This window comes from Brucella sp. GW823-FHT04E01, from assembly GCF_058796175.1.
On the sequence record NZ_JBXAIK010000006.1, the window covers coordinates 119,822 to 134,586 of the forward strand.

Genomic DNA, 14,765 nt, shown 5'->3' on the forward strand with positions numbered 1-14,765 from the left:
TCCCTCTTTGAAAGAGGGACATTAGCGCCGATGAATTCCCGCGCCTCAATCGCCGATATGTGCCCTCAACATTGTGGGCGGCAGTGCGGCTTCATCACAGTTGCAAGCCGGTTCGATAGTCGTCATGAGTATAAAAAAGCTGAAGCCTCTCCGACCACTTTCACGAACGGATAAGCCCATGTCCTCGTCTGCAGCACCAAGCCGCTTTGCGGTCACACCGGAGCCTCCTTATCTGATCGTCACCTTCGCTTCGCAGCGTATCATCGGCGAGGATGATGGCTATGGCGAGATGGCGGTTCAGATGGGAGAACTTGCAGCGAAGCAGCCGGGCTATCTCGGCATTGAAAGCGCGCGCGACGCGGAAGGCTTCGGCATCACCAATTCTTTTTGGGCAGACGAAGCCAGCATCCATGCATGGAAGCGCGAAGTGGACCATCTGGTGGCGCAGAAGCTCGGACGCCAGAAGTGGTATGAAACCTATCGCGTACGTATCGGTCGCGTAGAGCGTGCTTATGGATTTGATGCCAAAAGCGAATGAAACCGCTATAGAAATCTAACCTTATCCGGGTAACAGCCATGCCTTCAAAGACTATCGACCACGCGATTACTGCCCGCAGCCTGACAAGCGCAGCAACGGACCCGACCCACGCCGGTGTATTGTCGTTCATGCGGCGTATGTACACGAAGTCGTTGAAGGGCGCAGACGCCGTTGTCTGGGGTATTCCGTTCGATGCAGCCGTATCCAATAGGCCCGGCGCACGTTTCGGTCCGCAGGCGATCCGGCGGGCGTCGGCGATCTTCGACAATGATCCGCAATACCCTTTCGAGCGCGACCTTTTCGAGAATCTCTCCGTCATCGACTACGGCGACTGCCTGCTCGACTATGGCAATCACACCAAGACCCCTGCCACTATTGAACGCGAAGCTACAAAAATCCTGAAATCGGATGCGTTTCTGCTAACGCTTGGCGGCGATCATTTCATCACATGGCCGCTGCTCAAGGCCCATGCCACGAAATATGGTCCGCTGGCACTCGTTCAGTTCGACGCGCATCAGGATACGTGGTTCGACGATGGCAAGCGCATCGATCACGGCTCTTTCGTGGCCCGCGCGGTGCGCGATGGCATTATCGATCCCGCTCACTCGATCCAGATCGGTATCCGCACGCACGCGCCAGAAGATTGCGGCATCAAGATCATTTATGGCCATGAGGTCGAGGACATGTCGGCGGCGGCGATTGCCGATGAAATCCTGAAACGCTCCGATGGCAGGAAGACATATTTGACATTCGACATCGACTGCCTTGATCCGGCCTTTGCGCCGGGAACCGGCACACCGGTCGCAGGTGGACCGTCGTCTGCAAAGATGCTGTCCATCCTGCGCAAGCTGACGGCTCTTGACTTTGTGGGCGCGGATGTGGTCGAGGTTGCACCGGCTTACGATCATGCCGATATAACAGCAATCGCGGGAGCGACGATCGCAATGTATTATCTGGGCCTTCTGGCTGAGAAGAAAGAACGACGATGAGCCGCTTGTTCATAAATTGATTCAAGCAGCTCGAAAACTGATTCCGAATATTGTCGTAACTTTCTGAATTCAAAGGCAAAATGCATGAAACCTAAAATCTTCATCGATGGCGAACACGGCACCACCGGCTTGCAGATCCGCACCCGTCTGGCCGAACGCGACGATCTTGAAGTGATCTCCATTCCGGAAGCCGAGCGGCGCAACAAGGACTTGCGCGCCGACTATCTGCGCGCAGCCGATATTGCGATCCTGTGCCTGCCGGATGATGCTTCCAAGGAAGCGGTTTCCCTGCTCGAAGGCCATAACTCAACCCGTATCATTGATACTTCGACTGCTCATCGCGTGCACCCGGACTGGGCCTATGGTTTCGCCGAACTGGCCAAGGGCCAGCGTGAACGTATCGCCGGCGCCCGCCTGGTCGCCAATCCGGGTTGCTATCCGACGGGTGCAATTGCGCTTGTCCGCCCGCTGCGCGATGCGGGCCTGCTGCCTGCCGACTATACGGTCAGCGTCAACGCCGTTTCGGGCTATACGGGCGGCGGCAAACAGATGATCGCGCAGATGGAAGACAAGAACCATCCGGAGCATCTTGCTGCAAACAATTTCCTCTACGGCCTGCCGCTCAAGCACAAGCACGTGCCGGAACTGCAATTGCATGGCCGTCTGGATCGCCGCCCGATCTTCAGCCCCAGCGTCGGACGCTTCCCGCAGGGCATGATCGTACAGGTCCCTCTGTTCCTGACCGGACTAGAGGGAACGCCGTCGCTTGCAAAGGTTCATGCCGCACTGACAGAGCATTATGCCGGTCAGGACATCGTTGAAGTCGTGCCACTTGAAGAAAGCACCAGTCTGGCGCGTGTCGATGCGGAAGAGCTTGCCGGCAAGGACGGTATGAAGCTTTTCGTCTTCGGCACTGAAGGCGATGGAGAGGTCAATCTGGTGGCGCTGCTCGACAATCTCGGCAAGGGCGCATCGGGCGCAGCCGTTCAGAACATGAATCTCATGCTCGGCAAAGTCTGATGATGAAGAAGCCGGTATTTCCTATCGAATGGAGTATCGGCTCATTCGAGCCTCTGGCGGATACGCATTCAAGCCTCGTCTGGAAGGTCGAACGCACTGATCATCCAGGCGAGGTTTTTGTCATCAAGCAGTTGAAACCAGCCGGAATGGAAGAGCTGCGCGGCGCGCATTATCTCGACTGGCAGAACGGCCATGGTGCGGCGCGATTATACGACCTCAATGGTACATCAATGTTGCTCGAACATGCGGGCGACTATCACCTTGATGAGCACCTGAAACGCGGCAAGGATGCCGAATGTCTGCTGATATTCGGCGAGGTTCTGAACGCGCTGCATACGCCCTCTCCCGCCCCGATACCGGCTGATTTGCAACCACTGGACAAGCATTTTTCCGGTCTCTTCGCCGTAACGAATGAAAGTCCGATCTATGCGGAAGGCACGGCGGTCGCGAAACACCTGCTGGCAACGCCGCACGAGGCCATTCCGCTACATGGCGATATTCACCATGAGAACATCATCAAGGGACCGCGCGGCTGGCTCGCCATCGACCCGCATGGACTTGTCGGCGACGCAGCGTTCGACGCGGCCAATATCTTCTACAATCCGCTCGACCGGGACGATCTCTGCCTGGACCTTGAACGCGCCCGGCATATGGCCGAGCATTTCGCGCCGATCATCGGGCGCGAACCCGCCTACATTCTGGATTATGCCTTCGCCTATGGCTGTCTCTCAGCCGCGTGGCACCGCGAAGACGGCAATGACGCAGACGAAGCGCGGGAACTGAAGATCGCTTCCGCGCTCAGGCACCTGCGCCAGACGGTTTATCCTTCATAGGCACCTTTGGTTGCACGCCAGTGCGCAACCGCGAAAGCCAGCACGATTAGCGCAAAGAACTGGTGCGTCAGGCCCAGATGCAGTGGAACGCTCATCAGAAGCGTGGCAATGCCGATGACAGCCTGTATGAGAACCAGTCCGACGAGAACGATAGTGCGGCGCGCATGGGTCGTGCCCGGGGCCTGCTTCCAAACCTGCAAGGAATGCAGGACCGTCAGAACCAGAACCGTATAGGCGAACATGCGGTGCACGAACTGCACCGTCTTCGGGTTTTCGAACAGGTTGCGCCACCATGGCGACTGGATGAACAGGTCGGACGGGATGACGGCGCCATCCATCAGCGGCCAGGTATTATAGGTCAGACCGGCATGAAGCCCGGCCACCAGACCACCCAGATAAATCTGCACTAGCACGGCAAACACGATCCATCCGGCAAAGCGCTGGATCGACCTTTCTGCCGGTCGCTCACTGTAGGTGACAAGCCCGCGCGCAATATAGAACACCGCTGTGATGATGATACAGGCTGTCGTCAGATGGATCGCCAGACGATACTGGCTGACACTTGTCAGCTCACTGAGACCGGAAGCGACCATCCACCAGCCGATAGCGCCTTGCAGGCCGCCGAGTGCAAGCAGGCCCAGCATGCGGTATTTGAGGCCACCCTTGAGACGCCCTGTCACCCAGAAGAAGGCCAGCGGAACCGCAACCAGAAAGCCGACAAAGCGCGCCAGCATACGGTGCGCCCACTCCCACCAGAAGATCGACTGAAAGGCTTCAAGGGACATGCCCTTGTTGATCTGCTGGTATTGCGGAATCTGGCGGTACTTGTCGAACTCCTCCAGCCATTCGGCGTGGTTAAGCGGCGGAATGACACCATGAATGGGCTTCCATTCGGTGATCGACAGACCTGATCCCGTCATGCGGGTAGCCCCGCCGACCATCACGATGGCAATCAGCACGACGAACACCGCATAAAGCCAATAACGCACAAGGCGACGGTCGTGGTCCTCTTTCGATGACCTGGAACCCTGTCCTACACGCTGCGCCGTTGCTGCCGTCATGCCATTCACCCTTCAATATTGAGCAGAAGGATACATGCCGCATAGGCGAACCCGTTACAAGTTGCCACCACGCGACATGCCGCCGCGTTTTTGCCCTTTCGCTACCCCTTCTCACGCGCTAGTGATGTGCCGGGAAAAGGAGAACTGCGCCATGCCCGTTCGGCTGAAGAAACTGATCGGTACTTTTTTGCTGGTTTCACTGGTCATCATCTATGCGGTGTTCGCGACCATTATCGCCGTGGCGCATCTCGCTGAATCGAGCGCATGGGTGCACCTCCTTTATTTCTTCGTGACCGGCATTCTCTGGGTTCTGCCAGCCATGGGCATCATCTGGTGGATGGCGCAACCGCCACGCAAGAAGCAACATTAATCCCATTTGAGGATGCTGCAGACGATGGCGGGTGAAGTTGCAGCGTACATTCTTACAGATTTCAGCGATATTAGCCGGCTCTGGAGCGATCCCGCGGCTATTCACGGTGCGCCACAATCGTTCGCATGGATCGATAGTTGGCGCGCAATCGTCAATGCCGACAGTTTCGTCATCGGGCTCTTTGACGGCGATGGTCCAATCCTGCTCGTGCCGCTGGAAGTCGTAAGCCAGAGCGGCGCGAAAATTGCGCGCTATCCCGGCGGGAGCCACGCCAATTGCAATTTCCCGTGGCTGCGAAAGGAATATGACGGCCTCCTCGGACCCGAGATGGTCCGGCAACTGATCGAGAAAATCCGCAAAGCACGGCCCGACATCGACGCACTGTCACTGACACGCCAGCTATCGGAACTGCAAGGCGTGACCAACCCGCTGCTCACTCTTAGAAAAGCGCCCAACCCAAATCCGGTTCTCGCCGCCTCGCTTGGTGGTGGCTTCGATGCCGTGCTTGATCGCGCCAATCGCAAGCGAAAGCTGAAAAAGCATCGCCAGCACAGTCGTCGCTACGAAGAAAGCGGTGGCTGGAGAATTGCTGAGCCTCAGAACCAAGCGGAAGCAAACACGGTTCTCGATCTTTATTTTGCGATGAAGGCCCAGCGCTTCCGGAAGATGGGAATCCGTGATCCTTTCGCCGATGAGAATGTGCGCAATTTCTTCAAAGCTTTCTTCGGCGAAGGATTGGTGAAGGGGCGGAATCTGCATGAGCTGCGCTTTCTTGAAGTTGGCGGAACCCTGCGTTCGATCATCGGAAAGCTGTTTGGCGATGCAGGCCCTACCGTCGAGTTCGCCGCGATCGCAGAAGACGAACTGACTTCCGCCAGTCCGGGTGAATTTCTCTTCTTCGAGGATATCAGCCGCAGTTGCGACGAAGGCCGTTCGATCTACAGTTTCGGTATCGGTGATGAGCCGTACAAGCGCGAATGGTGCGACATCGAGCTCACGATCTATGACACGCTGGTACCGCTTTCCGCCAAAGGAAAGCTTTTCACGGCGCTGCAATCAGTCCGCAATGCCATTGCCGGAAGTCTCAAGCGCAATCCGCGTCTTTGGGGCCTTGCCAAGACACTGCGCAGCAGGTTCGCAAGAAGGTAGAGGTGCTTAGCAATCTGATTCAGAAACAAGGTCTAAGACGCTGTTCCAGAATCGTATTTGGCAATCAGACGGTTTCGTCCATCAGAATGACGACGTCTTCATAACCACCCTGATCGAGATCGAGAGCAGCCAGCGCAACGCCCTTGTCATCCGGATCGACGATACTCATCACGACGGACGCAGGTCCATCGGCAATGCGTCGAATCTGCTCCGAAGATGACGGACCGCATTCCACCACAACGAAATCATAGACCGTTTCCAGCGCATCCAGAATGAGCGGCAGGCGATCAGCAGAACGCATGGCGGTTTCAGGATCGGCCTCGCCCAGCGGAACGACATGAGCCTGCGAGAACCGGTCACTGTGGATGACCTCATTGAAGCGGCGCTCGCCGGACAGAAGCTCGGTAATGCCGGGCAGATGCGTACCGTCCAGCATGGCAAGCCCAACAGTCCCTTGCGCGGTCATATCCACGAGAATTGCACGTTTGCCACGGTCGGCAAATTCACGCAGCAGACGCACCGCTCCCGCTGATGCTTTATCGCCTTCTGGAGACACGACCACGATACGTTTCAGCTTTCCGCCGGACAGCAGATCGGCAACAGCCTCCACACCATTGGGATTGCGTGGTCTCATCTCGCGTTGCTTGGTCTCACCTTGCTTTATCATGGGAAACTCCTCCACGGATTTCCTCGTTTCGGAAACCGGCGGCTTCGCCGCAAACGGCATAGTCCATGAACGGCGTCGCGCCAGAATTGTTTCCTCGGAAACGCCATCACGGCGTTCAGCTCTGGACGGCGGCACGGCAGCCGCTTCAGCGGCAGCAGCAATAACCGGCATTTCGATTTCCTCGACGGCCGCAACCCTTTGACCATCCGTCGTCATGAACGCACGTCCGCTGAACAATTCACGCAAGAGAACGAAAATCGACAGCAAAAGCAGGCCAGCCGCAAAGGTTGAACCGACAATCGGCAATATCATTGGATAATAGGGAACTGCTGGTGCTTCGGCGGAAGAGAAAACCCGAGCATCAACCGGCACATAATTGCGGTCGGTACGCGACGCAGCTTCGCGATAGCGCGTCAGATAGGTTTCCAGAAGCTGGCGCTGTGCCGTCGCCTCGCGCTCCAATGCGCGCAACTCAACTTCCTGATCGCCCGCTTGCGCCGCCTGTGCCTTCACGCGGTTGAGTTCACGATTGAGTTCTTCTTCGCGCAGCTTTGCCGTTGAGACTTCATTATCAAGACTCGCAACGAGCTTGCGGCCTTCAATCCTGATCTGCTGGTCGAGATCGGCAAGCTGCGAGCGTAGTGCCTTGATGCGGGGATGCCCTTCCAGAAGTGTCGTCGAAAGGTCGGCGATCTGGGCGTTGAGCTGAATGCGTCTTTCCGCAAGGCGCTGCATCATGCCGGAAGCAACTACATCCGGCAGCGTATCGATGGGAGCACCGGAGGCCAGCGATTTACGAATGCTTTCCGCCTTTGCTTCTGCGGAAGCGCGGCTGGTGCGGACCCGTGTCAGTTCGGTCGAGACTTCCGAGAGCTGTTGTGTCGCAATCGTACTGTTGCTCTGCCCGGTCAAAAGCCCGCGCGAAGCACGATAATCCGCAACCTTCTTTTCCGCATCGCGAACGCGGTTGCGCAGATCGTCAATCTCGGGTGCGAGCCAGCCGGTGGCATCGTCATTCGACTCCAGCTTCGCGGCCTGCTGAAACAGGATGTATTGATTGGCAAGCGCATTGGCGATGGTCTTCGCCGTCTCAGGACTTGCCGAATTATATTGCACCACGATGACGCGCGAAGCGGTGACGGCAAAAACCTGCATATTCTTGCGAAGCTTCTGTAGAACGCGCTCTTCCGGGGTCAACCGTGCGGGATCGGTCCGCATGCCGAGCATGATGAGAACGCGGGTCCACGGCTTCACTTCCGTTGTCGTGAAGGCTTCGTTGCTGGTCAGCTTGAGTTCGTCGGAAACTTTTTTTAGGAGATCGCCGGAAGAGAACACTTCAACCTGGCTCTTCACGCCTTCGGCGTCGAAGACAGGTCGCTCGGCTGCTGTTTCGCCATTGGGGCGGGTATAGATGGATTCGCGGGCCTCGATCATGATGCGCGCTTCAGCGCGATAATCCGGCGTCAGGAGAAGGCAGATGGCCCACGCTGCTGCCGCCATGAGAAGCGCACCAACGACAATGAACAGCCAGTGACGGCGCAAGCTGGAGAACAGCGCGCCGATATCAATATCTGCGTCCCTTGATAACGGATCGACTTCTGCCATTCCCCATTCTCCATGGACTTCGCGAGTGCGCTTGCGCGCGTGATCGCTCTCGCCCGCGTGGGGTAATGCACCCCCGAATCTGGCCGGAAGGTAAAGGAACAAGGTAACCAGAGGGTTAAGCAGGATAAGTTCCCAACAGTTGGCGAGCTACAAAGATTTTGCGCCGAACCCCGTCTTCTTTACCAGCCATTAACCCTAATCAATCGATAACGCTTGCAACCGATATTCGTAATCGCGCTGTCAGTACCGCGTCGATTGCGTTCGTAAGAAATATTGCTTTTCGGAAGAACCGAGGCGGAAGATGACGGCGAAGACAATTCATAACAAGCGCAAAGGCCACGCTCTGCTCGTGGCGCTAGGCCTTGCCGCCATGACGCTTTCCGCATGCTCCAGCTATCGCCCTGCCCCGCCTGCGTTCCACGAGGCGCTGAACCAGCCTTACATGCTGGATGCTGGTGATCGCATACGTATTACGGTGTTCGAGCAGCCGAGCCTCACAAATACCTATAGCGTCGATCAGGCTGGCTATATCGCCTTCCCGCTCGTCGGCAGCATTCCGGCACGCGGCAAGACGTCCAAGCAGCTTGAAGGCATCATCGCATCAAAGTTACGTGGCGGTTATCTGCGTGACCCCGACGTCAGCGCGGAAATCGACCGCTATCGCCCGATATTTGTGATGGGTGAAGTCGGCGCCGCTGGCCAGTATTCCTATGTTCCGGGCATGACCGCGCAAAAGGCAATCGCCGCTGCTGGTGGTTTCAGCCCACGCGCCAATCAGGAGAATGTCGACATCACGCGCCAGTTCAACGGCAAGGTTCTGACTGGTCGCGTGCTGATTTCCGATCCAATCCTGCCGGGCGACACGATCTATGTGCGCGAACGTCTGTTTTGATGGCGATTGATGGCTGATGACACCAATGCCTCCCCACTGCGTATCATCCACTGTTTCCGCGAACCGACCGGCGGGCTCTTCCGTCATGTTCGCGATCTCGTGGGCCTGCAGGCGGAAAAAGGCCACGCGGTCGGCATCGTCTGCGATGCCACGACAGGCGGCCCGCGCGAAGACGCGCTTCTGGAAGAATTACGGCCAAAGCTCATGCTCGGCCTTCATCGCATTGCCATGCAGCGCCATGTCGGACTGGGCGACGCAGCGGCAGCGTACAAAGCATATCGCATCATCAAGAAATTGCAGCCAGACATATTGCACGGACATGGCGCCAAAGGTGGCGTCTATGCACGTTTGTTCGGCTCAGTCTTACGGGTTTTTAGGTCTCGCGTAGCCCGTATCTATTCACCGCATGGCGGTAGTCTGCATTTCGACCGGAAGACGCGCCGCGGCGGCGCTGTCTTTCTGGTTGAGAGAATGCTGGCTCCTATGACCGATGCAGTGATGTTCGTTTCCAACTTCGAAAAGCGTATCTACGAAGAAAAGGTAGGGCGGCCCTATGGCCTCCACGCCGTCGTTTGTAACGGCCTGGCCGAGGACGAGTTCATCCCGGTTGCCGATGCGCCCGATGCCAGCGATTTTCTCTTTGTCGGCACGATGCGTGAACTGAAGGGACCAGACCTTCTGATCCGTGCCCTTGCACGCCTGCGCGACCAGCACCAGCGCATTTTCACTGCAACGATGGTGGGAGATGGTGCGGAAAAGCCCGATTTCATCAACCTGACCGACGAACTGGGAATTTCCGGACAAATTCGCTTTCTGCCCGGAATGGCTGCGCGAGAAGCTTTTGCTTTGGGGCGAATAATGGTGGTTCCATCGCGTGCCGAAGCATTTCCCTATATCGTGCTGGAAGCGCTCGCCGCCGGAAAGCCTGTCATCGCCAGCAATGTCGGCGGCATTCCCGAGGTGTTCGGACCTCGTTCCTCGGCGCTGGTGGAGCCCGAGGAGGAGGCACTTGCGAACAGGATGCTGGACGCTGCAGATGATCTCACAACGTTTCGAGCCGCGATGCCGGAGGTGACCCGGCTGCACGAGCGCTTCAGCCAGCAATCCATGGCGCACTCGATCGAGACAATCTATTACGAGGCGCATCCGGATCGAGCCATCCCGGAAGACTGACGGATACTTCCCTCAGCCCACCATCGCAGCGAAGGGTTCGGACGCAGATACCGACCGCTCGAACTGTGACCGAAACCCGCCACGCGCCGCAAAATAGATATAGTGGAATGCGTCGGCACGCCCGCCGATGAGCGAAATATCCTCGCGTTGCCATTCCCAGGGTAGCATGTCGAGCTTGTCTTCGAATGGGTCTGATATGGTTGCCGACCAGAAAGCAGCAATGCCATTAGGCTTCAGTGCCCTTTTCACCAGCCTCAGACCGTCATCTTCATAGATTGCGCCATTGGCATCGCGGACGGTAAAATCCGGTCCATTATCCGTGTCCATCAATATGGCATCATATCGACCAGGCTCTGCGCGAAGAACATCCATCACGTCGGCGACCCGAACATCGACACGCGGATCGTTCAATGGATGGTTGGCCAGATGACCGATATGGGTCCGGTTCCACTCCACGATCTCGGGGACGAGCTCGCATACCGTGGCTCTGGCATCGGGTCCAAGCAGATCGAGTGCTGCCCGAAGTGTGAAGCCCATGCCAAGTCCGCCAATAAGCATATGCGACACTTTCCGTCCGTGCAGGCGAAGCGACCTTTCAGCCAGCACGGTCTCGGACTGGAAATTGACGTTGGACATCAATTCCAGGCCGTTATAGCGAATTTCATAGATGTGATCGCGTTTTCGCAACAAAATTTCATCGCCGGCATGATTGCCCGCTCTAGCCAGTTCGGCCCAGATAGTCATGATCAACCCTAGAGCGCCCTCCAAAACACTAGAACGGTTTAGATAAAGCGCTTTAAAACAAACAGTTAATGCGACCTTGAAAGATCGCAGCGTGAATTGCTGTCATCAGGATTTTTTGGGTCGCTGAGCGGTCAGGCGCGCAGCAACCCCATGACATCGTCTGATCTGGTGCCGATCAGGAGCGGAAACAAAGCTGGTCTGTTGGCGGCAACATGTGCCGAACAGTTTGACGGCAAAATGCCGCCCGCAGCTTTATCTTCCAACGGTTTCATATCACCGTCCTAGGCAATATAATGAGACAAGGCAAGCCTTGCACTGGCTTGGCTTGCGACAACTGGCGCGTATCGGTTCCTGCAGCCAATGCTGTATCAATACGGACGGAGATCATGCTATTTTAGCCGTTACTAACAGTAACAGCTTTCAACCGAGTATTTAATTGAGTGTTTACCTAAGTCAAAAGCTTGTCACGCGACATTTATATTCTGCTTAGGATTCTCGGTCTAATTACTACGCTGTCATTTTACGATCAGGGGCAATGTTGTGCGAGATAATGATGCGCTTTCTCCTTTTGGCCGCAAAGCCATAGAAGCCAGCAGCAAGCAGGAGACCGGACAAGATTCCAAGCCGAAAGGCCCGGTGAAGCTTAGCCCACTGGCGCGCCAGATGGCTGAACAATATCAGCACGATACGTTTTCGCCGCTGATGCTGAGCGGCGTCATGCGCATGGTGGAGTTCGGGCTTGTCTTTTGCTCCGGCATTCTGAGCTTTCTGCTTTATGTCGGCATCCGCACACATCTGGTTTTCTACTATCCCCTTATCATGATTGTGGGCGGCGCGCTTTTTGTCCTGCTGATGGAAATCAACGACGGTTACCAGATCAATATATTGCGTAGTCCCGGTCGCTATCTGCGGCGGCTTTTCATTAGTTGGGCAGCCGTGCTTGGTACCCTTGCCATTGCCGGTTTTCTGCTCAAAGCATCGTCCGATTTCTCGCGCGGCTGGTTCCTTTATTGGGCGCTCAGCGCCTGTGTCCTGCTTTTAATTGCCCGTATCTTCGTCGCCTGGAAAATCAAGCGCTGGGCACGCAATGGCACAATGGAGCGCCGCGCTGTCATCGTCGGCGGCGGCCCCAATGCAGAAGCGCTTATCCGCTCGCTCGAACAGCAGCCCGACAACGATATCCGTATCTGCGGCATCTTCGATGACCGCGACGACAAGCGCTCTCCCCCCATCGTTGCTGGCTATCCCAAGCTCGGCAATATCAACGAACTGATCGAATTTGCCCGTATCGCCCACATCGACATGCTGATCGTATCGCTACCGATCAGCGCCGAAGCCCGCGTGCTGGCACTACTCAAGAAGCTATGGGTTCTCCCGGTCGATATCCGGCTGTCAGCGCTCAACAACCACCTGCGCTTCCGCCCGCGCTCCTATTCCTATGTCGGCGCGGTGCCGATGCTGGATATTTTCGACAAGCCTATCAACGATTGGGATTCTGTTGCCAAGCGCATCTTCGACGTTGCCTTCAGCATTGTTGGCATCGTTCTTCTGTCGCCGATCATGATCGGCACGGCGATTGCCATTAAGCTGGACAGCAAGGGCCCTGTGATCTTCAAACAGAAGCGGCATGGCTTCAATAATGAAGTTATCAATGTCTGGAAGTTCCGGTCCATGTACACCGAGATGTGCGACCCCACCGCCAAGCAGGCCGTTACCAAGAACGATCCTCGCGTCACCCGCGTCGGACGCTTCATTCGCAAAGCCTCGATCGATGAGCTGCCGCAGTTCTTCAATGTTCTCGCCGGTTCCCTGTCGCTCGTCGGCCCGCGCCCGCATGCAGTCGCCGCCCATTCGCACAATGTGCTCTATAATGAGGTGGTCGATGGCTATTTCGCGCGTCACCGCGTGAAGCCGGGTGTCACCGGCTGGGCGCAGATCAATGGCTGGCGCGGCGAAATCGACAATGAGAACAAGATCCGCATGCGCACAGAGTTCGACCTTTACTATATCGAAAACTGGTCGCTCTGGCTCGATCTGAAAATCCTGTTCCTGACACCGATGCGACTTCTCAATACGGAAAACGCCTATTGACCAGCATGGCGCAACGGTTTGACGGCAGTTCGCGTCCAGCCCTGATGCTGTCGGCAGATTTGGCGCGCAAACGCGCGCTCAACCGCCTCATCGCCAATATCGCAATCGGCTTCGGCGTTTTTCTGCTCGGCTTCGTGATGAGCGAGCCTGCGCCTTATGAACTCTATATGGTCGGCCTGATTGCGCTGGCACTATTGTTCGGATTGCGGCTGACCCGCACAAGTCTTGTGCTGCTCGCCCTGCTTGCTGTCTTCAATTTCGGCGGCATGATTTCGGTCATGCAGATGGCTGACGTCAAGAAAGCACCGCTTTATATCGCCGTCTCGCTGTTTCTGGCTTTCACATCGGTATTCTTCGCCGCTGTCATCGAAGGTGACCACCGGCGTCTGAAGACCATCTTCAACGCCTATCTTCTTGTCGGCGTGCTTTCTGCCGTCCTTGGCATTGCCGGTTATCTCAGCCTCTTTCCGGGCGCAGAAATCTTCACGCGCTACGGACGTGCGCAGGGCGCATTTCAGGACCCCAATGTCTACGGACCTTTCCTTATATTGCCGCTGACCTGGACGCTTTACCGCATCATGCGCGGGGGCTTTCGCGATATGGCCGTCTATCTGCCTTTCTGCTGCCTGCTGACGCTCGGCGTTCTGGTATCCTTCTCGCGCGCGGCTTGGGCGATGGTTCCCCTCTCCTTTGCCGTTCTGTTTGGCGTGCTCTTCCTGCAAAGCAACAGCAATCGTTTTCGGTTACGCCTGATAGTGATTGGTCTGCTTGCAGTTGTAACAATTACTCTCGCGATCCTGATTATTCTGCAAATCCCCGGCGTCGGCGATTTCTTCCGTGAGCGCGCGCGTCTCGAACAGAGCTATGACAGTGCAAGGCTTGGGCGCTTTGCGCGGCACTGGCTTGGAATGATCCTTGCAACACAGCATCCGCTTGGCATCGGGCCGCTCGAGTTCGGGCCGATGTTCGGTGAGGATACACACAATGTCTGGCTCAAAGCCGTCCTCGACTATGGCTGGATCGGCTTCATCGCCTTTCTGACGCTGACATTCCTGACACTCGGGATCGGTTTCAAGCTTCTGTTTCGCAATCGCCCCTGGCAGCCTTATCTTCTGGTTGCCTACGCAACCTATCTCGGGCATGTCCTGATCGGCAATGTCATCGACACCGATCACTGGCGCCACTTTTATCTGCTATTCGGGATCATCTGGGGTTGTGCAGGGCTGGAATACAAGTATCAGTTTTCGCTCAAACTTGGAGAACGCTCAGGAGAGCAGAAACTTGCAATTCGCGATATACGCCGCAGCAGCCCTCTTTGAAATTGCCGGATGCTTCGCCTTCTGGGCATGGCTGAAGCTCGACAAGTCGCCGCTTTGGCTGGCACCCGGCATGGTGTGCCTCGCATTGTTCGCCTATCTGCTCACCCTGATTGAAAGCAACGTGGCCGGTCGCGCTTACGCAGCCTATGGTGGCATCTATATCATCGCGTCGATTTTGTGGATCTGGTTTGCCGAAGGAGCGCGCCCCGATCGCTGGGATGTGGTCGGCGCATGCACGGCTTTCGCAGGCACATGCATCATTCTTTTCGCACCGCGATCCTGATGCTCAGAACCATGCATGAATGTTATGTGCA

Annotated in this window: 15 protein-coding genes; 11 read left to right on the forward strand and 4 right to left on the reverse strand. The window is 56.5% G+C overall.

The window, feature by feature from the left end; all coding sequences use genetic code 11:
* Positions 1-178 precede the first annotated feature (178 nt).
* The 4 genes from AC1RHM_RS21460 to AC1RHM_RS21475 all read left to right on the forward strand — a co-directional run bounded on the left by AC1RHM_RS21460 (position 179) and on the right by AC1RHM_RS21475 (position 3,380).
* Positions 179-538, forward strand: coding sequence for an antibiotic biosynthesis monooxygenase family protein (locus AC1RHM_RS21460; protein ID WP_029925081.1), 360 nt, complete (start codon positions 179-181; stop codon positions 536-538).
* Positions 539-576: 38 nt separating this feature from the next.
* The gene (gene speB / locus AC1RHM_RS21465; RefSeq protein WP_036588464.1) at positions 577-1,527 is read left to right on the forward strand and encodes an agmatinase; all 951 of its coding nucleotides are present in this window, start codon (positions 577-579) and stop codon (positions 1,525-1,527) included.
* 84 nt (positions 1,528-1,611) lie between these two features.
* The gene (gene argC, locus AC1RHM_RS21470; protein WP_036588466.1) at positions 1,612-2,547 is read left to right on the forward strand and encodes an N-acetyl-gamma-glutamyl-phosphate reductase; all 936 of its coding nucleotides are present in this window, start codon (positions 1,612-1,614) and stop codon (positions 2,545-2,547) included.
* Positions 2,547-3,380 (forward strand): aminoglycoside phosphotransferase family protein, encoded by an 834-nt coding sequence (locus tag AC1RHM_RS21475; RefSeq protein ID WP_080692102.1) that lies wholly within the window; start codon positions 2,547-2,549, stop codon positions 3,378-3,380. The genes argC and AC1RHM_RS21475 overlap by 1 nt, the downstream gene beginning before the upstream one ends.
* Here AC1RHM_RS21475 and AC1RHM_RS21480 read toward each other — a convergent pair.
* Entirely contained in the window at positions 3,368-4,441 is a 1,074-nt protein-coding gene (locus tag AC1RHM_RS21480) for a COX15/CtaA family protein (RefSeq protein ID WP_036579935.1), read from the reverse strand. The genes AC1RHM_RS21475 and AC1RHM_RS21480 overlap by 13 nt on opposite strands.
* 151 nt (positions 4,442-4,592) lie before the next feature.
* Here AC1RHM_RS21480 and AC1RHM_RS21485 point away from each other — a divergent pair, with 151 nt between their 5' ends.
* Together AC1RHM_RS21485 and AC1RHM_RS21490 are read left to right on the forward strand one after the other, a co-directional pair.
* Positions 4,593-4,811 carry a DUF2842 domain-containing protein gene (locus tag AC1RHM_RS21485; RefSeq protein WP_010661115.1) on the forward strand — a complete coding sequence of 73 codons (219 nt, stop codon included), beginning with the start codon at positions 4,593-4,595 and terminating at the stop codon, positions 4,809-4,811.
* Between the two features lie 24 nt (positions 4,812-4,835).
* Positions 4,836-5,960, forward strand: coding sequence for a GNAT family N-acetyltransferase (locus tag AC1RHM_RS21490; RefSeq protein ID WP_036588524.1), 1,125 nt, complete (start codon positions 4,836-4,838; stop codon positions 5,958-5,960).
* A gap of 64 nt (positions 5,961-6,024) precedes the next feature.
* On the opposite strand, the gene AC1RHM_RS21495 is transcribed toward AC1RHM_RS21490, so the two are convergent.
* Positions 6,025-8,232: a GumC family protein gene (locus AC1RHM_RS21495; RefSeq protein ID WP_036588468.1), complete on the reverse strand. Its 2,208-nt coding sequence runs from the start codon at positions 8,230-8,232 to the stop codon at positions 6,025-6,027.
* 301 nt (positions 8,233-8,533) lie between these two features.
* Here AC1RHM_RS21495 and AC1RHM_RS21500 point away from each other — a divergent pair, with 301 nt between their 5' ends.
* Together AC1RHM_RS21500 and AC1RHM_RS21505 are read left to right on the forward strand one after the other, a co-directional pair.
* Positions 8,534-9,124 (forward strand): polysaccharide biosynthesis/export family protein, encoded by a 591-nt coding sequence (locus AC1RHM_RS21500; RefSeq protein WP_010661112.1) that lies wholly within the window; start codon positions 8,534-8,536, stop codon positions 9,122-9,124.
* Between the two features lie 9 nt (positions 9,125-9,133).
* Entirely contained in the window at positions 9,134-10,297 is a 1,164-nt protein-coding gene (locus tag AC1RHM_RS21505) for a glycosyltransferase family 4 protein (RefSeq protein WP_492332615.1), read from the forward strand.
* 12 nt (positions 10,298-10,309) lie between these two features.
* Here AC1RHM_RS21505 and AC1RHM_RS21510 read toward each other — a convergent pair whose 3' ends face one another.
* The gene (locus tag AC1RHM_RS21510; RefSeq protein ID WP_010661110.1) at positions 10,310-11,041 is read right to left on the reverse strand and encodes a spermidine synthase; all 732 of its coding nucleotides are present in this window, start codon (positions 11,039-11,041) and stop codon (positions 10,310-10,312) included.
* Between the two features lie 131 nt (positions 11,042-11,172).
* Positions 11,173-11,313 carry a hypothetical protein gene (locus AC1RHM_RS21515; RefSeq protein ID WP_155243290.1) on the reverse strand — a complete coding sequence of 47 codons (141 nt, stop codon included), beginning with the start codon at positions 11,311-11,313 and terminating at the stop codon, positions 11,173-11,175.
* Positions 11,314-11,581: 268 nt separating this feature from the next.
* On the opposite strand from AC1RHM_RS21515, the gene AC1RHM_RS21520 reads away from it, so the two are divergent.
* From AC1RHM_RS21520 to AC1RHM_RS21530, 3 genes are read left to right on the forward strand one after another with little or no spacing between them, the layout of a single operon-like run.
* Positions 11,582-13,132 (forward strand): undecaprenyl-phosphate glucose phosphotransferase, encoded by a 1,551-nt coding sequence (locus tag AC1RHM_RS21520; RefSeq protein ID WP_036588474.1) that lies wholly within the window; start codon positions 11,582-11,584, stop codon positions 13,130-13,132.
* Positions 13,129-14,451 carry an O-antigen ligase family protein gene (locus tag AC1RHM_RS21525; protein WP_036588477.1) on the forward strand — a complete coding sequence of 441 codons (1,323 nt, stop codon included), beginning with the start codon at positions 13,129-13,131 and terminating at the stop codon, positions 14,449-14,451. Before AC1RHM_RS21520 ends, AC1RHM_RS21525 begins: the two co-directional genes overlap by 4 nt.
* Positions 14,414-14,734, forward strand: a complete 321-nt coding sequence (locus AC1RHM_RS21530; RefSeq protein WP_006466505.1) for a YnfA family protein — start codon at positions 14,414-14,416, stop codon at positions 14,732-14,734. Before AC1RHM_RS21525 ends, AC1RHM_RS21530 begins: the two co-directional genes overlap by 38 nt.
* Positions 14,735-14,765: the final 31 nt, after the last annotated feature.

What these genes read in the sequence shown, in the direction of transcription:
- AC1RHM_RS21510 (WP_010661110.1), bottom strand. Translation starts at nt 11,041, where the DNA reads ATGACTATCTGGGCCGAACTGGCTAGAGCGGGCAATCATGCCGGCGAT.
- AC1RHM_RS21475 (WP_080692102.1), top strand. Translation starts at nt 2,547, where the DNA reads ATGATGAAGAAGCCGGTATTTCCTATCGAATGGAGTATCGGCTCATTC.
- argC (WP_036588466.1), top strand. Translation starts at nt 1,612, where the DNA reads ATGAAACCTAAAATCTTCATCGATGGCGAACACGGCACCACCGGCTTG.
- AC1RHM_RS21480 (WP_036579935.1), bottom strand. Translation starts at nt 4,441, where the DNA reads ATGACGGCAGCAACGGCGCAGCGTGTAGGACAGGGTTCCAGGTCATCG.
- AC1RHM_RS21485 (WP_010661115.1), top strand. Translation starts at nt 4,593, where the DNA reads ATGCCCGTTCGGCTGAAGAAACTGATCGGTACTTTTTTGCTGGTTTCA.
- AC1RHM_RS21495 (WP_036588468.1), bottom strand. Translation starts at nt 8,232, where the DNA reads ATGGCAGAAGTCGATCCGTTATCAAGGGACGCAGATATTGATATCGGC.
- AC1RHM_RS21490 (WP_036588524.1), top strand. Translation starts at nt 4,836, where the DNA reads ATGGCGGGTGAAGTTGCAGCGTACATTCTTACAGATTTCAGCGATATT.
- AC1RHM_RS21500 (WP_010661112.1), top strand. Translation starts at nt 8,534, where the DNA reads ATGACGGCGAAGACAATTCATAACAAGCGCAAAGGCCACGCTCTGCTC.
- AC1RHM_RS21505 (WP_492332615.1), top strand. Translation starts at nt 9,134, where the DNA reads ATGGCTGATGACACCAATGCCTCCCCACTGCGTATCATCCACTGTTTC.
- speB (WP_036588464.1), top strand. Translation starts at nt 577, where the DNA reads ATGCCTTCAAAGACTATCGACCACGCGATTACTGCCCGCAGCCTGACA.
- AC1RHM_RS21515 (WP_155243290.1), bottom strand. Translation starts at nt 11,313, where the DNA reads ATGAAACCGTTGGAAGATAAAGCTGCGGGCGGCATTTTGCCGTCAAAC.
- AC1RHM_RS21460 (WP_029925081.1), top strand. Translation starts at nt 179, where the DNA reads ATGTCCTCGTCTGCAGCACCAAGCCGCTTTGCGGTCACACCGGAGCCT.